Annotated in this window: 21 protein-coding genes and 1 pseudogene; 8 read left to right on the top strand and 14 right to left on the bottom strand. The window is 39.4% G+C overall.

Annotated features, from left to right (window positions below; genetic code table 11):
* Nucleotides 1-67: 67 nt before the first annotated feature.
* From miaA to tsaE, 3 genes are read right to left on the bottom strand one after another with little or no spacing between them, the layout of a single operon-like run.
* Complete coding sequence (miaA, locus tag ACP69Y_RS10500; protein WP_425918344.1) at nt 68-1,012, bottom strand: tRNA (adenosine(37)-N6)-dimethylallyltransferase MiaA; 945 nt, start codon at nt 1,010-1,012, stop codon at nt 68-70.
* 6 nt (nt 1,013-1,018) lie between these two features.
* Nucleotides 1,019-2,977 carry a DNA mismatch repair endonuclease MutL gene (mutL, locus tag ACP69Y_RS10495; RefSeq protein ID WP_425918343.1) on the bottom strand — a complete coding sequence of 653 codons (1,959 nt, stop codon included), beginning with the start codon at nt 2,975-2,977 and terminating at the stop codon, nt 1,019-1,021.
* Nucleotides 2,970-3,446 carry a tRNA (adenosine(37)-N6)-threonylcarbamoyltransferase complex ATPase subunit type 1 TsaE gene (gene tsaE / locus ACP69Y_RS10490; protein ID WP_425918451.1) on the bottom strand — a complete coding sequence of 159 codons (477 nt, stop codon included), beginning with the start codon at nt 3,444-3,446 and terminating at the stop codon, nt 2,970-2,972. The genes mutL and tsaE overlap by 8 nt, the downstream gene beginning before the upstream one ends.
* 152 nt (nt 3,447-3,598) lie before the next feature.
* On the opposite strand from tsaE, the gene ACP69Y_RS10485 reads away from it, so the two are divergent.
* The 3 genes from ACP69Y_RS10485 to ACP69Y_RS10475 all read left to right on the top strand — a co-directional run bounded on the left by ACP69Y_RS10485 (nt 3,599) and on the right by ACP69Y_RS10475 (nt 5,487).
* Entirely contained in the window at nt 3,599-4,504 is a 906-nt protein-coding gene (locus ACP69Y_RS10485) for a pseudouridine synthase (protein WP_425918342.1), read from the top strand.
* Between the two features lie 114 nt (nt 4,505-4,618).
* Nucleotides 4,619-4,954, top strand: a complete 336-nt coding sequence (locus tag ACP69Y_RS10480) for a type II toxin-antitoxin system RelB/DinJ family antitoxin (protein WP_425918341.1) — start codon at nt 4,619-4,621, stop codon at nt 4,952-4,954.
* An 89-nt stretch (nt 4,955-5,043) separates the two neighbouring features.
* Entirely contained in the window at nt 5,044-5,487 is a 444-nt protein-coding gene (locus ACP69Y_RS10475; RefSeq protein WP_425918340.1) for a GNAT family N-acetyltransferase, read from the top strand.
* Here ACP69Y_RS10475 and ACP69Y_RS10470 read toward each other — a convergent pair.
* On the bottom strand, nt 5,480-6,190 hold the full coding sequence (locus tag ACP69Y_RS10470) for a pseudouridine synthase (protein ID WP_425918339.1): 711 nt from the start codon (nt 6,188-6,190) through the stop codon (nt 5,480-5,482). The genes ACP69Y_RS10475 and ACP69Y_RS10470 overlap by 8 nt on opposite strands.
* A 140-nt stretch (nt 6,191-6,330) precedes the next feature.
* Between ACP69Y_RS10470 and ACP69Y_RS10465 the strand changes: the two genes are divergently transcribed.
* Nucleotides 6,331-6,783 carry a DUF441 domain-containing protein gene (locus ACP69Y_RS10465; protein ID WP_425918338.1) on the top strand — a complete coding sequence of 151 codons (453 nt, stop codon included), beginning with the start codon at nt 6,331-6,333 and terminating at the stop codon, nt 6,781-6,783.
* 69 nt (nt 6,784-6,852) lie between these two features.
* Here the strand turns inward: ACP69Y_RS10465 and ACP69Y_RS10460 are convergent.
* Nucleotides 6,853-7,818 (bottom strand): annotated as a pseudogene (locus tag ACP69Y_RS10460) (sensor domain-containing diguanylate cyclase).
* A 258-nt stretch (nt 7,819-8,076) separates the two neighbouring features.
* On the bottom strand, nt 8,077-8,997 hold the full coding sequence (locus tag ACP69Y_RS10455; protein ID WP_425918337.1) for a LysR family transcriptional regulator: 921 nt from the start codon (nt 8,995-8,997) through the stop codon (nt 8,077-8,079).
* A gap of 576 nt (nt 8,998-9,573) precedes the next feature.
* Between ACP69Y_RS10455 and ACP69Y_RS10450 the strand changes: the two genes are divergently transcribed.
* The gene (locus ACP69Y_RS10450) at nt 9,574-9,714 is read left to right on the top strand and encodes a hypothetical protein (RefSeq protein WP_425918450.1); all 141 of its coding nucleotides are present in this window, start codon (nt 9,574-9,576) and stop codon (nt 9,712-9,714) included.
* A 235-nt stretch (nt 9,715-9,949) separates the two neighbouring features.
* Here ACP69Y_RS10450 and ACP69Y_RS10445 read toward each other — a convergent pair whose 3' ends face one another.
* Nucleotides 9,950-10,312, bottom strand: a complete 363-nt coding sequence (locus ACP69Y_RS10445) for a hypothetical protein (RefSeq protein WP_425918336.1) — start codon at nt 10,310-10,312, stop codon at nt 9,950-9,952.
* A gap of 450 nt (nt 10,313-10,762) precedes the next feature.
* Here ACP69Y_RS10445 and ACP69Y_RS10440 point away from each other — a divergent pair, with 450 nt between their 5' ends.
* Nucleotides 10,763-11,710, top strand: coding sequence for a 3-carboxyethylcatechol 2,3-dioxygenase (locus ACP69Y_RS10440; RefSeq protein ID WP_425918335.1), 948 nt, complete (start codon nt 10,763-10,765; stop codon nt 11,708-11,710).
* 92 nt (nt 11,711-11,802) lie between these two features.
* Here the strand turns inward: ACP69Y_RS10440 and ACP69Y_RS10435 are convergent, their stop codons facing one another.
* From ACP69Y_RS10435 to hrpA, 5 genes are all read right to left on the bottom strand, one after another.
* Nucleotides 11,803-13,518 carry an AAA family ATPase gene (locus tag ACP69Y_RS10435; protein ID WP_425918334.1) on the bottom strand — a complete coding sequence of 572 codons (1,716 nt, stop codon included), beginning with the start codon at nt 13,516-13,518 and terminating at the stop codon, nt 11,803-11,805.
* An 88-nt stretch (nt 13,519-13,606) separates the two neighbouring features.
* Nucleotides 13,607-15,613 carry a hypothetical protein gene (locus ACP69Y_RS10430; protein WP_425918333.1) on the bottom strand — a complete coding sequence of 669 codons (2,007 nt, stop codon included), beginning with the start codon at nt 15,611-15,613 and terminating at the stop codon, nt 13,607-13,609.
* Nucleotides 15,614-15,781: 168 nt separating this feature from the next.
* Nucleotides 15,782-16,540: a lysophospholipid acyltransferase family protein gene (locus ACP69Y_RS10425; RefSeq protein ID WP_425918332.1), complete on the bottom strand. Its 759-nt coding sequence runs from the start codon at nt 16,538-16,540 to the stop codon at nt 15,782-15,784.
* A gap of 11 nt (nt 16,541-16,551) precedes the next feature.
* Entirely contained in the window at nt 16,552-17,661 is a 1,110-nt protein-coding gene (locus ACP69Y_RS10420; protein WP_425918331.1) for a beta-ketoacyl-ACP synthase III, read from the bottom strand.
* A 28-nt stretch (nt 17,662-17,689) separates the two neighbouring features.
* Nucleotides 17,690-21,577, bottom strand: coding sequence for an ATP-dependent RNA helicase HrpA (gene hrpA / locus ACP69Y_RS10415; protein WP_425918449.1), 3,888 nt, complete (start codon nt 21,575-21,577; stop codon nt 17,690-17,692).
* 520 nt (nt 21,578-22,097) lie between these two features.
* Between hrpA and ahpC the strand changes: the two genes are divergently transcribed.
* Together ahpC and ACP69Y_RS10405 are read left to right on the top strand one after the other, a co-directional pair.
* Nucleotides 22,098-22,661, top strand: coding sequence for an alkyl hydroperoxide reductase subunit C (gene ahpC / locus ACP69Y_RS10410; RefSeq protein ID WP_131215921.1), 564 nt, complete (start codon nt 22,098-22,100; stop codon nt 22,659-22,661).
* A 266-nt stretch (nt 22,662-22,927) separates the two neighbouring features.
* On the top strand, nt 22,928-23,134 hold the full coding sequence (locus ACP69Y_RS10405) for a KTSC domain-containing protein (RefSeq protein WP_425918330.1): 207 nt from the start codon (nt 22,928-22,930) through the stop codon (nt 23,132-23,134).
* Between the two features lie 74 nt (nt 23,135-23,208).
* Here the strand turns inward: ACP69Y_RS10405 and ACP69Y_RS10400 are convergent, their stop codons facing one another.
* A complete protein-coding gene (locus ACP69Y_RS10400; protein WP_425918329.1) occupies nt 23,209-23,799 on the bottom strand; it encodes an O-methyltransferase in 591 nt (196 codons plus the stop codon).
* A gap of 63 nt (nt 23,800-23,862) precedes the next feature.
* Nucleotides 23,863-24,084 carry a DUF1653 domain-containing protein gene (locus ACP69Y_RS10395; RefSeq protein ID WP_425918328.1) on the bottom strand — a complete coding sequence of 74 codons (222 nt, stop codon included), beginning with the start codon at nt 24,082-24,084 and terminating at the stop codon, nt 23,863-23,865.
* Nucleotides 24,085-24,357 lie beyond the last annotated feature (273 nt).

Below are 24,357 nucleotides of genomic sequence, written 5' to 3'. Positions count from 1 at the left end.
AAATCAGCGCAAAAACTATCTCTATTTTTCAATAAAAATTATAAAAAGATAGTTACTAAATTTTGCTTTATCCGTAACAGTTTCGCAAGTCTTCTTGAGCCTGCGTTATCGTCAAATATGTTTTAAAATTATGCGATTCTTGCAAAGATCTTAACCAGGTATATTGACGTTTTGCAAGTTGTCGTGTCGCAAACAAAGACTTATCCTCCATTTCTTGCCGTTTTTCGTTACTTTGATCACTTTTTTGCAGAAATTCTAAAGTTTGACGATAACCGACAGAGCGCATTGAGGGTAAACTCTCATTTAAATCGTATTTTCCAATCAGACCTTTCACTTCATGTAAAAATCCGATATCCCACATAGTTTTAAGTCGCATCTCTATACGTTTATGTAATTCTACACGATCAGGCAATAAAGCATGATTATGAAAAGTGTAACGGTATGGTACATTTTTAGGTTGTTCAGCTTGTAGTTTTGTAATCGGCTGTCCTGTGAGCTTAAATACTTCTAATGCACGGATGATTCTTTGCTTATCACTGCTCTTAAATTTCTGGCCTGCCAATGGATCTACTGCACACAATTCTGCATAAACCGCCTCCCAGCCCTGCTGCTCTGCGTGCGCTTCTATTTCAGCTCGAATAGCATGATCTGCACTGGGTAAATTGCTAGATAAGCCTTCTAGTAACGCCTTAAAGTAAAGCATGGTTCCACCCACCAAGATCGGCGTTTTACCACGTGCATGTATATCGTCAATCAATACGCAGGCATCTTCGACAAAGTTGGCTGCCGAATAAACTTCCAAAGGGGTAATAATATCAATCAGATGATGCGGATAACGCGCCTGTTCCTCTTTTGTCGGTTTGGCTGTACCAATATCCATATCTTTATAAACCAGCGCAGAATCGACTGAGATCAGCTCAAAACGACCTTGCTCATAAAGTGCACATGCCAAAGCGGTTTTACCACTTGCAGTTGGTCCCATTAAATTGATGACCGGCAATTGATTTGACATGTACAACTACTCTCCTCGAGCAAAAATTTTATCTAATTGTGAAAGTGGAAATGCACGCCAGGTTGGACGGCCATGATTACACTGACTAGCAAATTCGGTTTGTTCCATTTGACGCAGCAAAGCATTCATTTCAGAAAGACTCAAGATACGATGCGCACGAACTGCGCCATGACATGCCATTCCCGCCAAAATTTGATCACGCTTTTGCAGCAAGCCTTGGGCTTCATCACTTGGATCTAAATCATTTAGCAATTCAGGCACTAAAGATTCGAAATCGGCCTTATGTAAAATGGCAGGCACTCCACGTACAATTACCTGTTCATCACCATATTGGTCAATTTCCAGACCTAAACGCGCAAGCTGATCTTTCAAATCATCCACCCGCATGGCTTGCATACGACTAATAGGAATGATTTTGGGAATCAGTAATTGCTGGGAAGTCCAGAATTCTGGTTTGTCCCAAGCGGCTTTCATTTGTTGCAATACAATCCGCTCATGCGCCGCATGCATATCTACAATAATTAAGCCTTCAGTGTTCTGCGCGAGGATATAAATCCCATGCAATTGTGCAATCGCAATACCAAGTGGATGCTCATCGACATGAACTTCAGCACTTTGTTCAAATTGATTCAACGCTGCATTGGCAGTTGATGATGTTGATTCACGTAATGGCGCTAAATAGCTTTGCAAGGCATTATTGAGTTGCTGTGATCCCGTATAGCGACTTTGTGAAGACTGAGATGAATATTGAACAGTTTGTGGAGTGCTGGCATTAAAATCAGTTAATAATTCAGTAGATGACTCAACTGCCATGGCAGGTTGTAGAGTCTTCACAGTACGATGCAATTGAAACTGTTCCTGATAACGCGGATGTTGCGTTTGAGGATTCTGAGTAGCTTCATCTTGCATTTTCATGGCCTGTGCTAAGTCCGCACTTGCCGTTTGAAACTGAGACAGGATTTCTTTGGCAAAATGACGCACAAATTCATGCACTTCACGTTGATTTAAAAAACGAATTTCATGTTTGGTTGGATGCACATTGACATCAATATTTTCAGGATCAATTTCTAAAAACAATAAATATGCCGCATGTTGATGACCATGCAAAATCCCGTCATAAGCCATACGCAAGGCATGTGAAATGGTTTTATCTTTCACAATACGACCATTCACATAGACATATTGCAAATCCGCTTGTGAGCGCGCATCAGAGGGATGACCGAGCCAACCAGATAGACGCATGCTGATGCTATCTGCATCCATCCAATAGGCATTTTCAGTAAATTGACGCCCCAATAATTGCTGAACACGCTGAAAACGGAGTTCACCACTGTCAGCCACCGGCAAGTTCAAACGAATAGTATTGTTATGCTCTAAAACAAAACGTATATCAAAATGGGTTAAGGCCAAACGACGAACAATTTCTTCAATATGCCCAAATTCAGTGCCCTGCTTTTTTAAAAACTTACGCCGTGCAGGCACATTAAAAAACAGATCCTGTATCCGAATATGGGTGCCTTTTTGAGTCGCTACCGCCTGAATTTCCTGATGATCAAAAGCGGTACCGTTTACTTCGACCTGATAACCAATACCTTCATCATTTTGGCTGCTGGTCAGGGTTAAACGGGAAACGGCGGCAATAGAGGCCAGTGCTTCACCGCGGAAACCCAAACTGACAATCGCTTGTAAATCATCCGCAGTTTGAATTTTACTGGTGGCATGACGCATGACTGCCAAGGCTAAATCATCAGGATGAACCCCATGACCATTGTCGATGATTTCAATTAAGGTACTGCCACCTTGTTCAACACGAATAATAAGTTCAGTCGCACCCGCATCAATTGAATTTTCTAATAATTCTTTTACCACCGATGCTGGACGCTCAATCACCTCACCGGCAGCAATTTGGTTCGCCAGTGCAGGATTAAGGGTATGAATACGACGTTCACTTAAATCATTACGCATTGTTAAAATGACTCTCTAATGCTTGTTTTAGTTCTGTAGATGAAAAACTTAAACTTGCTGTACGCGTCAGCTCATCTTCAGATTTTTCAATATTAATAATGAGGTCAGCTGGCGGAATTTCATCGCCACCTTTTGAAGGCCATTCAAATAAAAATAGTGCATTCGGTGTTTCCAGATAATCGCGAATACCCATTAACTCAAGTTCATAAGGATCATTTAAGCGGTATAAATCGAAATGAAAAATGTCTTTACCATTAATATGATAAGGTTCAACCAAGGTATAGGTTGGGCTTTTTACCGCACTTTGATGCCCTAAACTTTGCAAGAAATAACGTGTCAGGGTGGTTTTCCCCGCGCCTAAATCACCAATTAAATAAACCACACCCGTACTAAAATGCTGTGCCAAAACCTGTGCTAGATTTTGGGTATCGTCTTCATTGTTTAAAGTCAAATTAAATGAATACTGCATATTACTCACGACATGATTCCAAAGACCAATTATGATAGCATCGCACTGCTTTATTGCCCATGCTCGCACTTGCAAATGTGTAACTTTTCCTACATTTCCTTTGTAAATATCATTCATTTTGATTAACGACAGATTGATCCAAGACAAATCACATGACCAGCACTGAATTTATTCCGCCCATGATTGATGGCGTAAGCGCAAGCAAAGTATTCCTCCCTAAAATGAAGCCTGCACCGACAACTGTCTATCAATATTTATGTCAGCAGTTTGCACATATTGATGTATCTGAATGGCAGCAACGTTTTACCGACGGATTAATTTATGATGCCTTAGGCCGAATATTAAAGCTGAGCTCTGAATATATTGAAAATAGCCACGTATTTTATTACCGTTTTTTAGCGCATGAAATCCATGTCCCTTTTGAACATGAAATTTTATTTGAAAATGAACATTTTCTGGTCATTGATAAACCCCATTTTTTAACAATCAGTCCAACCGGTCAATATGTTCAAGAAACCCTGTTAGTGCGGTTAAAAAAACAAACGGGAAATGAATTTTTAACCCCTATTCATCGGCTCGACCGTGAAACTGCTGGTGTAGTTTTATTCTCTAAACAAGTGTCTACTCGAGCAATCTATCAAGACATATTTGCACAACGTCAAGTTAAAAAAACCTATCATGCGATTGCGCCTTTTCATGCCGATTTAACATTGCCCTGTTATACTCGTTATCGAATGGAAAAAGGTGAGCCCTTTTACACCATGCAAGTGGTTGAAGGAGCAATAAATAGCGAAACGGAAATTGATTTAATCGAACATGATTCTGCGTGGGCGAAATATGAACTTAAACCGATCACCGGTAAGCAACATCAATTACGTGTTCACTTAAGCAGTTTGGGCATTGCGATAAAAAATGATCCCTTTTATCCTGTGGTACAGCACAAAAGGGAGAATGATTTTTCAACCCCACTCCAGCTTTTAGCCAAACATATTCGCTTCAATGACCCAATCACGACTCAAGAGATGGAATTTTCATCCAACTTTGAATTGACATTGTAATATTCTTGTCATTACAAATTATTTTCGTAAATATAGTGTATGAATATTGAAATTACATTAGATTTGATTAAAATAAATGCTGAAAAGTTAAGTAATTAGATGTATTCAAAAATCATGAGAAAAACAGAAGTTTATCAAATAAGACTTGACTCCCAAGAGAAAAAACAGGCATTTGCAGTGTTTAAACAATTGGGGATTACGCCAGCACAAGCGGTTCGACTATTCTTCAAACAAGTCGTTATAACCAAATCAATCCCATTTTCTATTGAAAATCAAAATATTAACCTTGAACAGCTGTATAAAATCCGTAAATTAAAGCAACAACAAAACAATTTAGAGGGTGGAGCTGAACAAACTATTGATGCTGACGAAGAAATTATTTTAGATGATGATCATTTAGACCTGTTTGAAGAACTGAATGCCATTTTGGGTGAAAGTGACAAAACTTAACAGTGTTGCATTTACAAACAAATTTTAAAAAAACGATTATAAAAAATTAGTTATGCTTCATGCAAAGCAATAAAAGCATGGGGTATAGAATGATCGTAAGACGTGCAACTCTAGAAGATTTACATCCACTTTCAGTTTTATTCGATGAGTATCGCCAATTTTATGGTGCTTCTTCCAACCTAAACTTATCTTATCAATTCTTAAAACAGCGCTTTGAAAATCAGGAAAGTGTGATTTTCATTCATATCAAAGACGATGTCTTTACAGGTTTCGTTTTACTTTATTTAGGTTTTTCTTCAGTAGCATGTTCTATCTATTATATTTTAGATGATGTGTATGTCACCCCAACCTTTCGACGTCAAGGTTCAGCAAAACAACTGATTGATACAGCCATTTTATTTGCACGCCATGAAAATGCACTACGCCTTAGCTTAGAAACGCAAAAAACCAATTACCAATCACATCAACTATATGAAAAAATGGGTTTTGTAAAAGACGATGAATTTCAAACTTATCATTGCTTCCTTAAATAGCCATTCGTGTCTTGGCTAGCTCTACTTGCTGCTGAGTTAAATAAATCCACTTCCCTTGTTCTAATTCAGGAAGTGCCAAAGCACCAATCTGCTGACGATGCAATCGTTCAACTTTATTTCCCACCGCTGCCAGCATCCGTTTCACCTGATGATAAACTCCTTGATGAATGGTCAACTGTAATTCATTCTCTGCAAGTTGAATCACCTCTGTTGCTGCAAAAATACCTGATTCGTTGCGTAATTCTACGCCCTGCTGTAATTGCTGAATCTGTTGCTCTGTCACAGGATCGGCAGTTTGCATTTGATAGACTTTAGCCACATGTTTCTTTGGATGGGTTAATGCTTGTAAAAATTGCCCATCATCCGTGAGTAATAAAAGTCCGCTGGTATCTTGATCTAAACGCCCCACACATTGTAAACCACGGTTTATCAACACATCATCAAAGAGATCAAACACACTAAAATGATGAGTGGCTTGATGTGAACATTCGTAATCTTGAGGTTTATTTAAAGCTATATAGACTTTTTCACGATAATCAAAGCTTTCGCCATATACGGAAAAACTCAAATTCTTTAAATCCAGTTTATGTTTTGCATTGGTGATGACTTCACCTTGGATGGCAATCGCTCCATTTTTAATGAGCTGCTGGCAATGTTTACGCGAACCGAAACCTTGCGATTGCAACATCTTTTCCAAAAACATAAACCTAGCCTTTTAACTATCATAAAAAGCGCATTCTATACTGAATTACAGACTAATTTTATTGTTCCTAGCCTTTAAAGCAAATCTAAGTGCAAAACCCGATACAATAGAGCTTATTTTTTCCAATCTCCCTGAAAGTAATGTCCAATTTAGATTTAAATCTGATCGTCCTTCTGGTTTTATTGGTTTGCGGTATCTTTAGTCATAATACTGCAGTCACGATTGCTGCCGGTGTTTTGATTGTTTTTCGCATTACCCCGCTGAGTGAATTTTTTCCTTATTTGCAACAGCACGGTTTAAATATTGGCATCATTATTTTAACCATTGGTGTTTTAACGCCTATTGCTAGTGGAAAAATTCCCGGAGAGGCGATTTTAAAATCCTTTATGAGCTGGAAATCATTATTGGCCATTGCGATTGGTGTTTTAGTGGCTTGGCTAGGTGGACGCGGGGTTAAGCTGATGAGCAATCAACCCGATGTAGTTGCGGGTTTACTGATTGGTACGGTTGCAGGCGTTGCTGTATTGCGCGGTGTTCCTGTCGGGCCTTTAATTGCCGCTGGTATATTGACCCTGTTTATTGGTCATTCTTAAAAAAGTGAGTCTCTTGGCTCACTAAAGCTTAAAGCTTAATCAATATTGATCAAAAATTTTCAAATATCATCAAGCATTAAGATTAATTTGCCTTTTTTCTCTTTTATTTTTATACATTTTAAAATCAGCATATTCTAATAGCTGTTCTAGGCCTTGTGCATCATCCGGGTATACAGCTAAACCGATGCTTGCGCCAATGCTTAACTTAATATTTTCAAAAACAAAAGGTAAACCAGAGGCTTCAGCAACACGATTCATGGCTGATGTAGCCAACTGCTGATTGGCAATTGAAGTTAAAATAACAGCAAATTTATCACCCCCTAATCGCGCCAATAGATCATCATGCCGAGTGTTACCCAAAATACGTGAGCAATCTCTTTCAGTGCTGCATCACCAAAACGATGTCCAAACTCATCATTGATTGGCTTTAAGCCATCCATATCAATCATCAGAATACCCCGCACCCTGTTTTTGCTTTTTCCACACCTTGAGGTAGACAATCGAGAAATAAGACCCGGTTGGCCAAACCGGTTAATTGATCTTGAGTTGCCAACTTGTAAAGCTCTTGCGCACCAAACTTGGCGACATGATGTATTGCCGCAGCGATTAACTCTGACATCAGACTTAATATCTGTAAATCGCTTGGCTTAAAGGCCTCTACATGCTCTGAATAGATTTTCAGCACACCAATAGCTTCACCACAATGGATCAAATGGCACCACAGCCATAGAGCGTAGTCCGACTCGACGGCAAGCTTCTCGATCAACGCGTTTATTGTTTTCACTCTTTTGGCAATATAAAGTTGCGTTCTGTGTAATACATAAACCAGACAAACTATTGGCCGTTTTTAAGCGTAAGCCTAAAAAGTGGGATGCCTCACCCGACACGGCTCTGTATACCATATCACCATCTTCAGCCAATTCGACCACCGCGCCTGTAGCATGGGTAATCATTTGCGCTTGTCCGCTACCAATGTCATAACGGCATTAATGTCCAGCTCAAGCTAATAGCAGTTTGTGTCTGAATAACGGACATCAATTGCTATGGTGAAGGTTGTTTGGCTTTAGACATGAAGAAACTCAAAAAAATACAGAAAATGAGAGGGAGAAATATTCATGAATATTAGGAACTTTTCAGCAAACTGTATAGCCATATTAGGTGTATTGGTTTGCGCTTTAGTTTTTATATCAGGTGATGGTTTACCATTAATCAAATTCCAGCATAGATGAATTTATGTTCAAATTCATCTACCCCTTTATCATTTCAAATTTTTAACTGAATTTCTAATTGCATTTAAGCAGAATAATACTGATTCCGTTTTTGAGAAAATTTAGCCAATTGCTTTAAGAAACCTTCAAAATAACTTTTCTCTTTCTCTTCTGTTCTATAGCCCGCATACAAAGTACGACGCAAACCTGTAGAAGACACGCAATCTAAACGGCGTGAAGTCACCCAGCCCTTTTGCTCATATTCATTCACGACCCAATCTGGAAGTGCCGCAATACCACGACCACTGGCCACCAATTGAATTAACATCTGAGTTAAATCAGTGGTTCTTATTTGCTTCGGTTGAATATTTGCAGGAATAAACAGTTTCGCCATGATATCTAAACGGTGCTTATCGACAGGATACGTAATCAGGGTTTCATCTGCCAATTCTCGCACCGTGATACGTTCTGCACGTACCAATGGATGAGTATTGGATAAAACCAAACGCGATTCGTATTCAAAAATCGGGAAATATTCGATGCCTTTTAGCGCAATCGGATCTGCTGTAATCAACATATCAAATTCTGCATTTTGTAAAAGTTCATGCGGATTGGCTTCAAAACCTGAAGCAAAATCCAGGTCTACATCTGGATATAAATGACGATACTGATTAAGTAAAGGCATTAACCAGTCAAAACAACTATGACATTCAGATGAGAAAATAATACGCCCGGTCTGACCATGCACAATACGAGTAATGTCAGTTTGAGTAATCTGAATTTGTGGCAATACATCATCAGCCAATTTCAGTAAACGCTGCCCCACATTGGAAAAAGTCACTGGGCGACTACGGCGATTCACCACCTCTATCCCATACCAATGATCCAGTTCTTTAAGTTGATGAGAAATTGCTGACGGCGTTAAACACAAATCATTGGCTGCAGCCACCAATGAACCATGCTCACGCAAGGCAGTTAAAGTTTTTAAATGACGAATTTCTAACATGAGCAAGAGTCCAGCAAAACATCGTTCTGCCCTTGCGCAAGACTTACAGCTATGCTGGAAATGCGGAGGACAGTAAAGAAAGTAAGTTTTGCCTAAGCGCAAGACAAGAAACTATGCTTCAATTGGCGAGGATCAGACAAACCTATAAAAAAGACCTTCATAAAATTTTCAATTATATTGAAAATATGAAGAATATAAAAAGTGAAACTTATCCGAGTGCAAGATAGGTAGCTTTGCTACATGTACGGAAATCTTATAGAAAATCATTTTGCTTAAAGACAAACACTCAGATAAATCTTTAAAAAACAATAATGAATATAATTCAATATACCATAAAATTAATTAGTTTATTTCATGTTAAGTTTTATTCGATGATGTTTTCAACGAAAAGAATATCTCTTGTAGTAAAAACATCATGACTATTGCTTCTGATATTCTTTACTATCCAGGTGTTGGGGCAAAACGTGAAATTAATTTTACTGAGAAAAGCGATTAGAAAGGCAAATCTACTCCAGTCGAATTTTTAGCCCAAGCAAAAACGTGTGTTATTCAGATTTTAAAGATTGCTCGCCCTAAATCACGGCCCTGGATGCAGATATAATCACCATTGAAACTTCACGTTCTGGTCTACAGCTTCTTAAAGTATTCCATGAACAGGGTTATCCAAATGCGATTAGTCCGGTATATCTGATATTCACAGTTCGACAACATGCTTAGTGATTAATGGAGCTTTATAAATCATCCCTGCTGAACGCTTATAGGTAATCCGGACTTGTGGTTTAAAAACACTTAAGTGGACTGAAACAAAAACAGCATGGCTGTATGCATAAAAGGCGAAAGAAGTTCATGAAGAGCTGACTGAAGCTACTTAATTGATTGTAGGTAACTATTTCACAGCAAAGATAGCCCTTTTTTAGGGATTATTTTTATAGGAGATAACATGAATTATCTATTAAGAAAAGCGATAATATTGTGCAGTACTACAGTCATAAAAATTTATGGTAGAACCGGAAATCGTAATCTCGAAATAACTTGAATTTCCGTAATGATAACCCTCGTACTTTTTTATCCCTTTCTTTTTTAAACTGATAAATTCACTATGACCATAATCATATAAATTAAACTCTCGGCCGGTATGTCGTCCCTCAAAAATTACCGATCTCTGATAATCAAAAAGTTTAGCTTCATGTGCATTAACATTTCCGCTAATTTGAGGATATGAGCTTTCGTTATAATCATAAATATTGGATTTAGTGTTGCCAAATTCCAGCTTGGCGACCACTAAGGCTAAAGCGGCTCTCTGATACTGTTTCATAAATTCTTCCTTTTTATTGTTTTAATTGTCTCGAATAATATAAAAAATCATCCTGTTTTCTATTTTAAGACCTATTCAAATTGTTCTTATTCAGAAACAACATAGCAAATTCTTTTTTCAACTCAAAGTATTACTTTTATAATGCCTTAAATTTAATGTTAAATAATTTTGCTCATACTGTTTTTAGGAATCTACACATCTTTAGAACTTTGGTCTTAGCTATGCAAGAATTAAAACTAAACTTAGGATGAAATTGTCAATGCTTTCTCTTTAACCCCCATCCCTACTAAAATAAAATATTGTATTTCAATACTCTAAAATAAATAATTCAATTTTCTGTATTTAATATGAATATTTTTACTATGATTCGATCAAAGATAAATATTGTATTTAGCTATACGTTTATATTTAAGCTCAAATCATTGATTAATGCAGATTTGAGCGAAAACAATGCCGATAAAACTCATTTGTGTCTCGCACACACCTTTACTGGATTTTGCATCTCCTCCTGCAGATATAGAAGCAGCTGCACGTCAAACATTTCAAAAACTGGCAGAACAAGTTAAAGCCTACGATCCCACGTTAATTGTGGTCTTTGGTCCAGACCATTTTAATGGCTTTTTTTATGACCTGATGCCAAGTTTCTGTGTCGGTGTACGTGCAACTGCTGCAGGTGACTGGAATTATGGACCTGCCCCATTAAATGTCCCAGAAGATAAAGCCTTAGGTTTAATTGAACACTGTTTAGAACATGATGTTGATGTTTCCTATTCATATCGTATGCAAGCCGATCATGGGTTTACCCAACCGCTAGATTTACTCTGTGAAGGTCAGCTCGATCGCTATCCGGTCATTCCGGTATTTATTAATGGCGCTGCTGCACCGATGCCAAGGACAAAACGTGTAATCGAACTGGGTAAAGTAATAGGTGAATATCTTAAAACCTTAGATGAGCGTGTTTTAATTATTGGCTCCGGTGGTTTATCACATGATCCACCGACCCCTCAAATTAGCACTGCCCCCCCGGAAGTTCAGGAATTCTTAATTGCGGGCCGCAACCCGACAGCAGAAGCACGTGAGCATCGCCAATCCAAAGTCATTGCAGTCGGACAACGCCTAGCCAATGGTGACTTATCAGCCGCGCTTCCACTGAACCCGGAATGGGATAAAGACTTATTGCAGCGCTTTAAAAATGCAGATTTTGATTATTTAGCCAATATGAGCAATGAAGAAATTCGTCGCGATGGCGGACGTGGCGGTCAGGAAATCCGTGCCTGGATTGCTGCTTTTGCTGCACTTTCTGCAAGTGGTGAATATGATTCCGAGGTGCATTATTACGAGCCGATTCAGGAATGGATTGCAGGTATGGGCATGATGACCGCTGAACCCACATCTTAAACTTTTATCAAGTCATAAACATTCATCTAGCAGCACTCATTTAAATAAAAAGGACATCGAATGATGTCCTTTTTTGATCGAAGCATTGAAACTTATTCAACAAAAAGTAATGCCAAGCGTACCTGATCATAACCCATACGAGGTGTAGTCGCTTCCACGATGGGACGAAGTTTAATTACCCCATCTTCACTAAAATGTTCAGGACTTTGACGCTTCATTAAGCGTTTATAAATTTTACGCACTTGTTCAACCACTTCTTCACCCGGATGTGCAACAGAAATATCCAGGCCCTGCTCTTTATGCAATTTAGCCAAATGATTAATGATGGTTGCAGGGGTTAAACCACGCTCAACCGCAATATCCTGAATTTCATAACCTTCAACAAAAAGTTCACGCGTTTCATCCAGAGTGGCAGTAGCATAATTGGTTTTGCCACCACTTTTTGCTATTTTCTTTTCATTACGCTGAATTTCAGTTTCATTCAAGGTACCGCCGCAATGACGAATAAAGGCTTTATGTTGCGGCGCTAAATCAATCGACTCAAAGTGATTTTCTGCTTCATTGGATAATTCCTGAAAACGTCGATCAGCTTTAATCGCTAAACTATCCAGCTCCAGAGCCTGCTCATTAATTCCGAGCAATTTTAAGCCACTTAAGGCTTTTAGACGCGATATTGCGACATAGCCCTGACCTTTCTCAAAGGTATGAGCCAGATTGATTTCAGCCGCTTCCAAGGTCATGCCCTGAGATTTATGAATGGTAATCGCCCACGCCAAACGCAGTGGAATTTGCTGAAAACTGGCAATGGTTTTACCGGCATCGTTATCCACCGACCATGTTTCAGGCGCAACAATCAATACCGTGCCATCAGTGAGCTTAACTTTAGGTAAAATGCCATGATCATCATCTTCTTCGAAACCAATCACTTCGCCCAAACTGCCGTTGATATAGCCCATATCAAAGTTGTTCTTTACAAACATCACTTTGGCATTTTTCTTTAAGGTGAGATTTTCAGGCGCACGCACGGATGACTTTAAAGTTTCAATCAGTTTGTCATTACCATCACACACGGCTTCAAACTGTCGCTCATCCGCTTCAATGGCATTCAGATGCTTAAAATTAATCACATCCACATCCATATTATGGGTATACAAGCGAGTGAAGGTTTCACCAATATCTTGCTGGCGGGTTTGTTCTAAAGCTTTTAAATGGTCAGCAGTAATACTTTGACTACGAATCGCATTCAAGATGTCATTTAAGTAATCATTACCTTGACGATGTTGCTCCGTTAAATAACAGACCCGGAATTTCGCTTCAACCCACGCATCAGACATAAAGCAGAATTTATCACGGTTACGTTCGTCATTTTTACCAACGGGCGGTAACTGGAAGAAATCACCTGCGACAATGACCTGAATGCCCCCAAAGGCTTCATCACTTTCTTTAAAATATTTGAGAACCTGATTGACCAGATTCAGCTGCTTGGCATGCAACATGGATATTTCATCAATAATCAGCACTTGGGCATTTTCTAAATGCTCTTTTAAGTATTTGCGTTCTTTCATGTTTTTCAGGTCGGCATCAGATAAAAAATCCTTGATGCCAATCCCGGCCCAGGTATGAATAGTCATGCCATTCATATGGGTTGCCGCAATCCCGGTCGATGCGGTAATGGCCACCGGTACTTTACGGGCTTTCAGATAATTGATGTACTGATTGAGAGTATAGGTTTTCCCTGCACCAGCCGAACCTGTTAAAAAGACATTTTCGCCGGCTTTTAAAAGCTTGAGTGCAGTTTCTTGTTTCATAAGACCTATAACCGTAAATTAACGGCTATAGCCTAACGATTTTTTCCCTAAAAGTTAAGCACAGAAAAAAGTTTAACGACAGTAACTGTCACTTAAACGATGTTAACTGTGCATTTAACCAGGAGATAAATTGTAAAGCGACATTCACAAAAAAATATTCAGCTTTTCGATTATGTGAATACTCCAACTGGTCATAGACCAATTGCCCAGCCTGTAAATGACAGCCTAAAGTCAAATGGTGCATACCTGTTTCAGATGCCATATGAAAAGCCACATATTCCCCGTCAATAATTCGCTGTGCATAGCTGACAGCTAGGCAGTGATGACACCATTTTGATTCTTCAATAATTCGGTCTAAATCTGCCAACTCCTCAAAATTCCAGCCTGAAAACTGAATCTTTTTTTCAGGCGTCAAAGGTTGCCATAGCACGGCTGCATAATTTTTCTTTAACTGATTAATAATTTCCTGTTTCTGGATGTGATCATGCCAATCAATCGCTTGATAAAAAAGCCCCATCCAGGTGGTACTTTTGAGCACCATTTTATTGTCGGTAAAATAATCGACCAAATAATCCCGTACATAGGAATCAAAAACTGACACTCTTACATGTCGCTCACGTAAATAAAAGACTTGCCGGAACTTATCCGGCTGCATTTTATAGCGTTGTAATACTATATAAAAATCACGATTTTGATGGGTTTCAGGGCGGATATAAAACATTAAATCTTCAGGTAAAGCGTAGGTTATTTTCTGTAGATACAACATATAGGCTTGCATCACCCGACTTAAACGCAAATAGACCTTTTTTACGATTTGCTCATTGCCTCTCACAACATTCCGCATAAGTTCCATCCATTCATCCAGGTACAGAATAGAAGGACTGATGGCAATACGATGATCATCCAAGGCTTGCGGTTGCCCCTTTAACACCACATTAAGATTGTTTTCATGATCAAACCAAGCTTCTTGCATCGCAAAATAGTGACAGCTATAAATGAACATGAGCGCTGAAGAATGCTGAAAATACTGCAAGGTGGCTAAAATGACTTGGGGATGAACCTGACTGGTATCCACAAAACTTAAAGCCGTCACTGCAACTCTGACACTGCTGTGTTGAATATGGTGACTGAGCCAATCCACCACCTCACCCGATTGTTTAAACAGCCAGTTCACCGCACGAGGATAATCAAATATTGGCTGTTTTGCGACTTTCTTCTGCCAAACTGTAGAGCTCGCATAAAGAAAATTATGCTTTGACAATAAATCATCACGTTGCCAAAGTTCACGGCGCATTAACCGCACAAAGCCTAGTAACTGTGATTTTTCTTCTGCATGACGATATAGCAACTGAATATCATCTTGATGTTCCATTAACTCATTTAAATTAAAACGCTCTTCAAATGACAGTGCCATAATGCGATACATGGCAGCAGGTAAAAACTGCTGCGCACTAAAACAGAATTCATCCAGACATTCCATTAAGGGTTGGAGCGGTAAAAACTGATCTCCACACACCACTTGAATCGAGCAAATCTGTTGCAACATGTGCACAACAGTTTCAGGCAAAGCCGTTTTGTTCAGTACATAATCGGTCAAAACTTTCGAGTGATAAATCTCTATATCTATCATCAGCTGATCAATAATTTCAGCTTCCTCTATACACAGACATCTTAGATAAGCATTGACCCGTTCAGCTCCATTAACCCATGAATAAATCTGGTCAAGTAATAATTGTCGTAATTGCTGGGCTTTTTGACGTAAAAATAATGAATGTTGTGGCTTTAAATCACCAGTTAAAAAATACAGATCATGCAGTATAAATTCTTCAACTAATTCCGCTTTTTGCCCCAAATAAGTAAAATCACACTGCAAGATGCTTTTCAGATCTGAGGCTGGTGCATGAAATTCGAGTTGAAATAAACCATTGGCTATTTGTACAACATGCCGCTCTTGATCAATACGAAACATATTTTGCGCATTCAGATCACCGACAATATTGAGCTGATCTTGAAAAATTTCATTTAGACTTTTAGAAATTCTAAGTAACTGTTTCGCAATCAATGGATACTGCGGTACTAAACGATCCTGTTTCATACTCGCCTCAAATTAAACAACCATCCTGAGATGCATCTAATAATATAGCAAAGCTACTCTCTATGCTGACTTAAGAGTTTAATCAAACCTACTCGATCAATCATTCGAGCTTAATGATTTGATAATTAATTATAAAAACTCTAGAAATAAGATATTACCTAAACCTGCTCAAACTTTCTCAACTTCACGTTGTTGTTTTAACTGCTCTAATCCGGCATAAATTTGTTGCTGAATCTGATCGCGAAAATCTTTCAATTGTTCAGTATCTTTAATATGCATTAAATTTTGTCGCGGCATAAATTGAAAATAAAAAGGTAATCGTTTCGGGATAATATTTTTAGGCAAGGACGGAATCACATCGCCATGCCGGAGTAATTTATCCAGTTGAGGTACTTTCAAAAGCTTTTGAAACCATTGACTTTCAATAATCAGATTGGCATCAAAACCGAGTTCAAAGACTTCATCGCCACCTAATGCTGCAAATGGAACAATGTCGTAGTTAAACTCTTGCGCCAGTTTTAAGAACCCATAACGCTGTTTCCAGATCAGCTGATAAGCCTCACCTTTTCTTTTTAGGACTTCTCGCCCTCCGCCGGGAAAGACCAGAATTGAATACCCCTGTTGCATCACGGCACGGATATATTCTTTATTCCCATCGACCGCACCAAATTTTTTAAACAGGGTGCGCCAACCCGGCAGATAAAAATGGCCATGATCAGCAATACTGACCACAGCCACTTTATGTTGGTTATAGAGGTAATCAATCAGTATCGGTGAATCAAATATTCCATACAGGGTGTGATTACCGACATACATTGCAGGTTTGGATGCATCAATATGTTCAGCACCTAAAAAGGTCGGTCTGAAATACAGTTTGGATAACGCACTTAAACGTTTGATCCATTTTGCATCATGCTCAACCTGCAATAGATTATTCCTTATGCAACAACATGTTTTTGTACAAGAATCGAACCGACAGAATAACCTGCACCAAATGAGCAAAGTACACCGTATTCGCCGTTATTTACTTCATGCGCAGTACGGTGTAACGCAATAATCACACCAGCAGAAGAGGTATTGGCAAATTCATCAAGAATAATAGGCACAAGTGCACGGTCAGCATCTTTACCCACCACGTATTTCAAGATCAGATCATTCATGCTGGCATTGGCTTGGTGTAACCAGAAACGCTTCACATTGGTCGGTGCAATCTGGTTTTTCTCAAGTTGCTCGGTAATGATTTTCGCAACCAGTGGACAAACCTCTTTAAAGACTTTACGACCGTCTTGCTGAAACAGTTTGTCATCTACAACTGCATCTTCACTACGGTTCAAGTAACCAAAGTTGTTGCGAATGTTGTTTGAAAATTGGGTGAATAAATACGTATCTAGAATTTCAAAACCAGTTTTAGTTGTGGTTTCTTCAATAATAGAGGCTGTTGCGACATCACCAAAAATGAAGTGGCAGTCACGTGAACGAAAATCAGTATGACCGGAAGTAATTTCTACATTCACCAGCAGTACACGGCGTGCGCCACATTTAATGGCATCAGCTGCCTGTTTTAGTCCAAATGTCGCAGCAGAACAGGCGACATTCATGTCATAGGCATAGCCTTCAATACCTAAAGCCGTTTGAATTTCAATGGCTACAGCAGGATAAGCACGTTGGATGTTAGAACATGAAAGAATCACAACATCGATATCTTCGGCTGTAACACCGGCATTTTCCATCGCCTGTTTAGCTGCTGTAACGCCCCATTCCGCCTGAATGGAAAATTCATCATTACTGCGTTCACGTAAACGTGGATATAGACGTTTTGGATCTAGCACACCTGACTTTTCAGCAACATAACGACTTTTAACACCCGATGCTTTTTCAATGAATTCTGCATTTGAACCGCGACGCTCTTCAATTTCACCCGCTGCGATTTTTTCAGCATTGTCGTGGTTAAACTGTTCCACATAAGCATTTAAACTTGCAACCAATTCTTCATTACTAATAGCTTCTTCTGGGTGATAAAGGCCAGTACCTGTAATACGAATGCCCATGTAAAACTCCTGCTAATATCCCGCTATGTTAACTGATGCCTAATTGATTCCATACTTTTTGCAATCGGGTTGGAGAAATCGGCATCTTTGTTTTCATTGGCTGGGAGAACAAAGAAATGCGAAATTCTTCAATCATGAAGTACAGTTCTTTCAGGCGAGCATCATTTTTAAACTTAAATAATCTTTCCATCCATGGATCAACTTGATCGATGGCAGAATTGTCCCTTTGTAAGTTATTGGGCAAGCGCTCCAAACGCAAAACTAACGCCTTCAAATAACGGGGAAATTCCTGCCAGATGTCCGCAGATTTCACATACACACAGTTGGAAAGATTCATTAAATCAAGCTGATCTTCAATGTCATCGATATTTTTCCCAAAAAGAGAATCGTCTAAAACCAACAATTTCCGACGAATATCCTGCCACTGGATATAAATATCACTCAGTACTAATAATGCCTCTTGTCCATTCGTTAGGAAAGATTTTTTTACATTTAAAATCAAGTTTTGAAACTCTTCAGTATTGACAGGAAGCTCATTTATTGTCATCTGAAGTGTGGCATAAACCAACATTTGTTCTAATTGAGCTTTGTCACCCAATGGTGAATATGCCAAAGCCAGTGGTTTTGAAATCTGTTTTTTCAGTTGACGAACCAAATCACCCAACTGCATATAAACCAGGCGAATCACCCCTTCCCGATGCTGGCGAATCGCTTCAGCCTGATCATTAAAGGTTTGAATGACCACACCAGATTCATCTTTTGCATCCAGCTCTGCAAATGCTTTGGTCGGAACCAAGGCTTGATATTGCTTAACAATCACCCCGGTCACTTTTTGCGATGCTTCAAAAGTAAAATTGTTAGGGAGGGTTTTAAACTCACCCTTGAGCTGTTTCACAGGACTATGCGTTTCGGTACGACAACGTGCTTTAAGTTCAGCCAGATCACGGCCTTTTTCAATTACCCGACCTTTTTCATCAATGACTTTAATGAACGGCAATAAGTACTGATCAACCCGATCAAACGAGAAATCTTTTGCAGTGATTTGTTCGCCACGTAACTGAAAAGCTAAATAATTGAAGATGTGCTCACGTAAATGTACCGCATCTATCCCGCTCATCAGCTTACGCGCAGTATCCGGAATCGGAACCAGGTTACGACGCTTATCTTTAGGCAGTGATTTTAATAATGCTTCAATCAAATTCTGACGCCAGCCCGGTATGCCCCATGACCAGACATTTTCATCAACCTGCGGCAAGGCTTGCACCGGAATTTTAACCGTTGCGCCATCTTCATCATGACTTGGGTCAAAACGGTAACTGGCAGCTAAACGTAAAGAACCATTGTGTAGATAGTCCGGGAATTGCTGCGTGGTGGGACGGTCATTCATCCACAACGCATCATCATCGACGAATAAATAACGCGGATTTTGCGGTTCCACTGTGGCACGCCAGTCTTCAAATGTTCGACGACTGGCGACCTCTTCAGGAACTTTTGATGCGTAAAACTGATAAATGGTTTCTTCATCGACCACCAGATCACGTCGACGCAGCTTATCTTCAACCCGCTCCACTTCTTCAAGCTTAAGCAAGTTGTGCTTTAAGAATGGCGGTGTAATACCCAAATGACCGGTAGTTAAAGCATCACGCAGGAAAATTTCATGAGCCGCAGGCTGGTCAACTTTTTCATAATCCATCAAACGTTTCGGTTCAATAATTAAACCAAACAATGAAATCTGGTCATAACAATTAACGATACCGGCTTTCTTCGACCAATGTGGCTCAAAATAGTGATGTTTCAGCAAATCACGCGCTGCAAGTAGAATCCATTCAGGTTCAATTTTGGCGAGCGTACGCAAATACACCTGAGAGGTTTCTACCATCTCAAAGGCCATGACCCACGGCGTATTAGTCTTATGCAAAGTCGAAGCCGGGAAAATGCGGGCTTTTTGTTGGCGTACTGCCATGAATACATTACGTTCATCGGTCTTGTTGGCAATAAACGAAAGCAAACCGGTCAGTAAAGCACGATGCAGGTTTTCATAACTGGCTTTTTTATCATTAAAGGAAAGCTTTAACCCTTGCGCCAATTCCGTCAATTGTTCATGGGTTTTTTTCCATTCACGCAAACGCAACCAGCTTAAAAAGTGCTGGCGTGCAAAATTACGACGTTTATTTTCGTTCATCGACGCACGATTATTTTGCAAGGTTTCCCATAACTTGATGTAGAACAAAAAGTCAGAATCACCTTCTTTGAATAAGGCATGTTTCTGGTCGGCTTGGGTCTGTTTATCTGCCGGACGTTCACGCGGGTCTTGTACTGCCAGCGCAGCCACAATAATCAGCACTTCATTCAGCACACCAAAATGCGCACCGCCCAAAATCATACGAGCCAAACGCGGGTCAATCGGCATCTTCGCCATTTGCTGACCAATTTTGGTTAAGCCATTGCTTTGAGCTGCACTTTTGCTTGAGGATGATTTATCACCTTTTGTATCCGATGACTGAAGAGCACTTCCCTTCTCATTCATCGCCCCCAGCTCAATCAGCAGCTTACGACCATCATTGACCAAGCGATGATCTGGCGGCTCGATAAAATCGAAACTCTCCAACTCGCCCAGATTCAGACTTTGCATCTGCAAAATCACCGAGGTTAAATTGGTACGCTTAATTTCCGGTTCGGTAAACTCAGGACGGCTGAGAAAATCTTCTTCAGAATACAGGCGAATACAGACACCCGGCGCAATACGACCACAACGCCCTTTACGCTGATTGGCTGCGGCTTGCGACACGGCTTCAATTGGTAAGCGCTGTACCCGTGAACGATAACTGTACCGTGAAATACGCGCAAAACCGCTGTCAATCACATAGCGAATGTTCGGTACGGTTAAAGCGGTTTCGGCCACGTTGGTGGCTATGATAATGCGTCGCCCACTGCCACCCGGATTAAAAATCCTTTGCTGTTCAGCCAAAGCCAAACGCGCATATAAGGGCAAAATTTCGGTATGCCGTGGACCATGCTTTTGCAGGGTTTCTTGCAGTTCGCGAATTTCCTGTTCAGTACTGGCGAAAATCAGAATGTCGGCATGTTCGGGATGGCCTTTGTCCTGAGCATCCTGAAAACACTCGTTGACCGCCTGAACCACTGCACGCGGCAGGTTTTCTTCAAAGTCATCAAACTCATCGTCATCACTACCACCAATCGTCATTTCTGAAATAGGACGATAACGAAGCTCTACAGGGAAGCTGCGCCCTTCGACTTCAAAAACCGGAGCATCGAAAAAGTAACTGCTAAAACGGTTTACATCTAAGGTTGCTGAAGTAATGATGACTTTTAGATCACGACGCTTAGGCAAAAGCTGTTTGAGATAGCCCATAATAAAGTCGATATTGAGTGAACGTTCATGCGCTTCATCAATAATAATCGTGTCGTATTTGGTGAGGAATCGGTCATTGGATAATTCAGCCAGCAAAATACCGTCGGTCATTAAACGGACAATGGAATCTTGCGAACCCTGTTCATTAAAACGAATTTTAAATCCGATTGATTCACCCAGTTTTTCACCGACCTCTTCAGCAATACGTTGCGATACGCTACGCGCAGCCAGTCGACGTGGCTGGGTATGACCAATCATACCGGTTAAACCACGCCCGGCCAGCATGGCAATTTGCGGTAACTGCGTGGTTTTACCGGAACCGGTTTCACCAGCCACAATAATCACTTGATACTGTTGAATCGCTGCAATCAGCTTGTCTTTATATTGAGTAACAGGAAGGTCTTGGTTCAGCTTGATATTCGGGACGCGTGACAGACGCTCACGTACTTTGTGATTAGATTTTTCTAATAATTCTTGATATTGTGCCTCACTAGCATCTTTACCTTTGCGTAGTCGATTTAAACGATGACGGTCACGTGCCATGACCCATTGATCTACATTTAAATGACTTAACACAGATAATCTATCCCAAAACAAAAAATTGAACTGAATATTTTACGCTGTAACGCTCTCGAGAGAAAGACAAGCAAATGTTTATTCATTACCTTTGATGTAAAGAATATACAAAACCATGGAAAATAGATCACTAGTTAAACTAAATCGACTGTTTATATTCTTTAATGATACTCAAATACTTCATTTTATGATGAAGACTTAGCGTACCAATAATTCATTCTAGAAAAGAAACTTAATTAAAAAAAATTTACCCTTGAATTTTAACCCTTGAACCTTCATGTTCTTAGGCAAGCTGAAAAACTAATGTTTTGTCATTTAGTCATCTTTTTTATGTAGATGAAAGATTCAGATTTGGTGGAATAGTAGCCCTTAACTTAGTTAATTCGGTTTTTCCGATTTCAATTATGTAAAAATACTGTTTCAGCAATAACAAAAAATTCGCTATTCTTTTGGATATCAAATACAAACCTCAATCATGGAGACAATGATGAGCTTAATTAATACAGAAGTTAAACCATTTAAAGCAACTGCATTCCAAAATGGTCAATTTATCGAAGTAACTGAAGCTGATCTTAAAGGCAAATGGTCTGTAGTATTCTTCTACCCAGCTGACTTCACTTTTGTTTGCCCAACTGAACTTGGTGACCTTGCAGACAACTACGCTGAATTCCAAAAATTAGGCGTTGAAATCTATTCAGTTTCTACTGACACTCACTTCACTCACAAAGCTTGGCATGATTCTTCAGAAGAAATCAAAAAAATCCAATACGTAATGGTGGGTGATGCGAACTGGACTCTTGCTAAAAACTTCGACGTATTAATCGAAGCTGACGGTCTTGCTGACCGTGGTACTTTCGTTATCGATCCAGAAGGTAAAATCCAGATCGTTGAAATCAACGCTGGTGGTGTTGGCCGTGATGCTTCAGAACTTCTTCGTAAAGTTAAAGCAGCTCAATACGTTCATGCTCACCCAGGCGAAGTTTGCCCAGCTAAATGGAAAGAAGGCGATGCTACTTTAGCTCCTTCAATCGACCTAGTGGGTAAAATCTAATTTGTATTAGATTGAACTGATTCAAAAAAACCACGCTTTTTAGCGTGGTTTTTTTATGGACTATGTAAAACTTGAGATATTTAACTCTTCAGCTCAATCAAAATTGCATCACAATAAATTCAGAGCGTGACGAGTACTAATATAACAGCATTCATTGATTAGAAATATTACAATTCTGCTATACATGCCCTGACCTTTTTATCATAGTTTCAAAGTATGCAGTCAGTGGCTTACTGCTTTATATCCCTACAAAATGAGGGGCGCTTATGGGAACAATGCTTGTTGTCACTTCTTACAAATACAATGCATCTTCACGCTATTTAAAAATTTTTTATAGCAATGGATCTGGAGAGCTTTATCACCCTGTCCCGGAATTTATTTATAATAATTTACTGCGCTGTACTGATAAAACCGCTTTTGTACAAAAATATTTAGAATACGACGTACACTTTACCCGTATTTCAATTATTTAATCTAAATCAAATAGATAAATCAGGGTCATTTCCCTGATTTATTGATTAAACTCGATTCAGATTCGCGTAATATTTTATTTATAGCAAATCATAAACAAACCCGCACCTATAGATAATGTCATGGTGATAAAACGCCCATCGTCCTTGACCAGCTCAATGAAACTTTTCACTTCTGCGGCATGGGAAATAACATTATCGACAATCAAAACCCCTCCTTGCGGATGAATCATATTTTGCAGATAAGCCCAATAATCGACATAAGCATCGCGCTCAGCATCTAACAATATAAAATCATAATGATTGCTACCGTTTTCTAAAAACTCCTGAGCATCTCCTACCCAAAAATCAATAAATTCATCCAGTGTCAACTCTTGCGCATATTGTTGTGCTTGAGCGGTTCGTGAAGGATCAATTTCTAGTGTGGTCACATGACCTTGAGTGGTTTGCGCTGCATTGGCAAGCCACAAAGTTGAATAGCCTGTAGATGTCCCGATTTCTAGAATTGATTTCGATTGCTGGATACGAATTTGCATCGCTAAAAATAATGCAGAATCAGGCTCAATATTTCTATAACGCTGAATACGGTCATGTTGTAAGGCATCAAATTTGATAAAGCTTTGATACAACTCTTGCATCCGTTGCTGGAATGTCAAACTCATGCTCATATCCGATGTCCCTATCTTTAGCGGTTATTCTGAGTCTAACCGATCCATACCAGAAATCTATATCTATGCAGTTTCTTGAATCAATTTAAATCGAGGGAGCACTTGACCATCAGCCAGAGTGACCGTTTCCTGAAACATCTCTAAAGGACGTACCCACATGGAATAATCACCATATAAGCATTGATAAACCACAAGCTTTTCACGCGTTTCACTATGTGTTGCCACATGAAACACCTGATATAAATTGCCTTTATAATGTTGATAAATTCCGGATTTAAGATTCATTCATTCTTACCTATTAAAGAATCATCCTTATCATAATCAAAAATTTTCCTGACCATGACTTAAATTTAATTATTTCCATAAAAATTAAGATTAACTACTTGAATATTCACGTTAAACCCTCATCTTTAACGTCGAATGCAAACTCATGTAAACGAACAATCAATCTATTTATCCGATTATAAATATTAAAATGAATTGTTTTATCTATTCATTCATTTATCTTAGTATAGCCTTATTAAATAAACATTTACTCCCTTGGAGAGGTTAGCCATG

Origin of the sequence: Acinetobacter sp. TSRC1-2 (assembly GCF_049895885.1) — a bacterium.
Classification (GTDB): Bacteria; Pseudomonadota; Gammaproteobacteria; order Pseudomonadales; family Moraxellaceae; genus Acinetobacter.
This window is presented reverse-complemented; position numbering and strand designations above follow the sequence as displayed.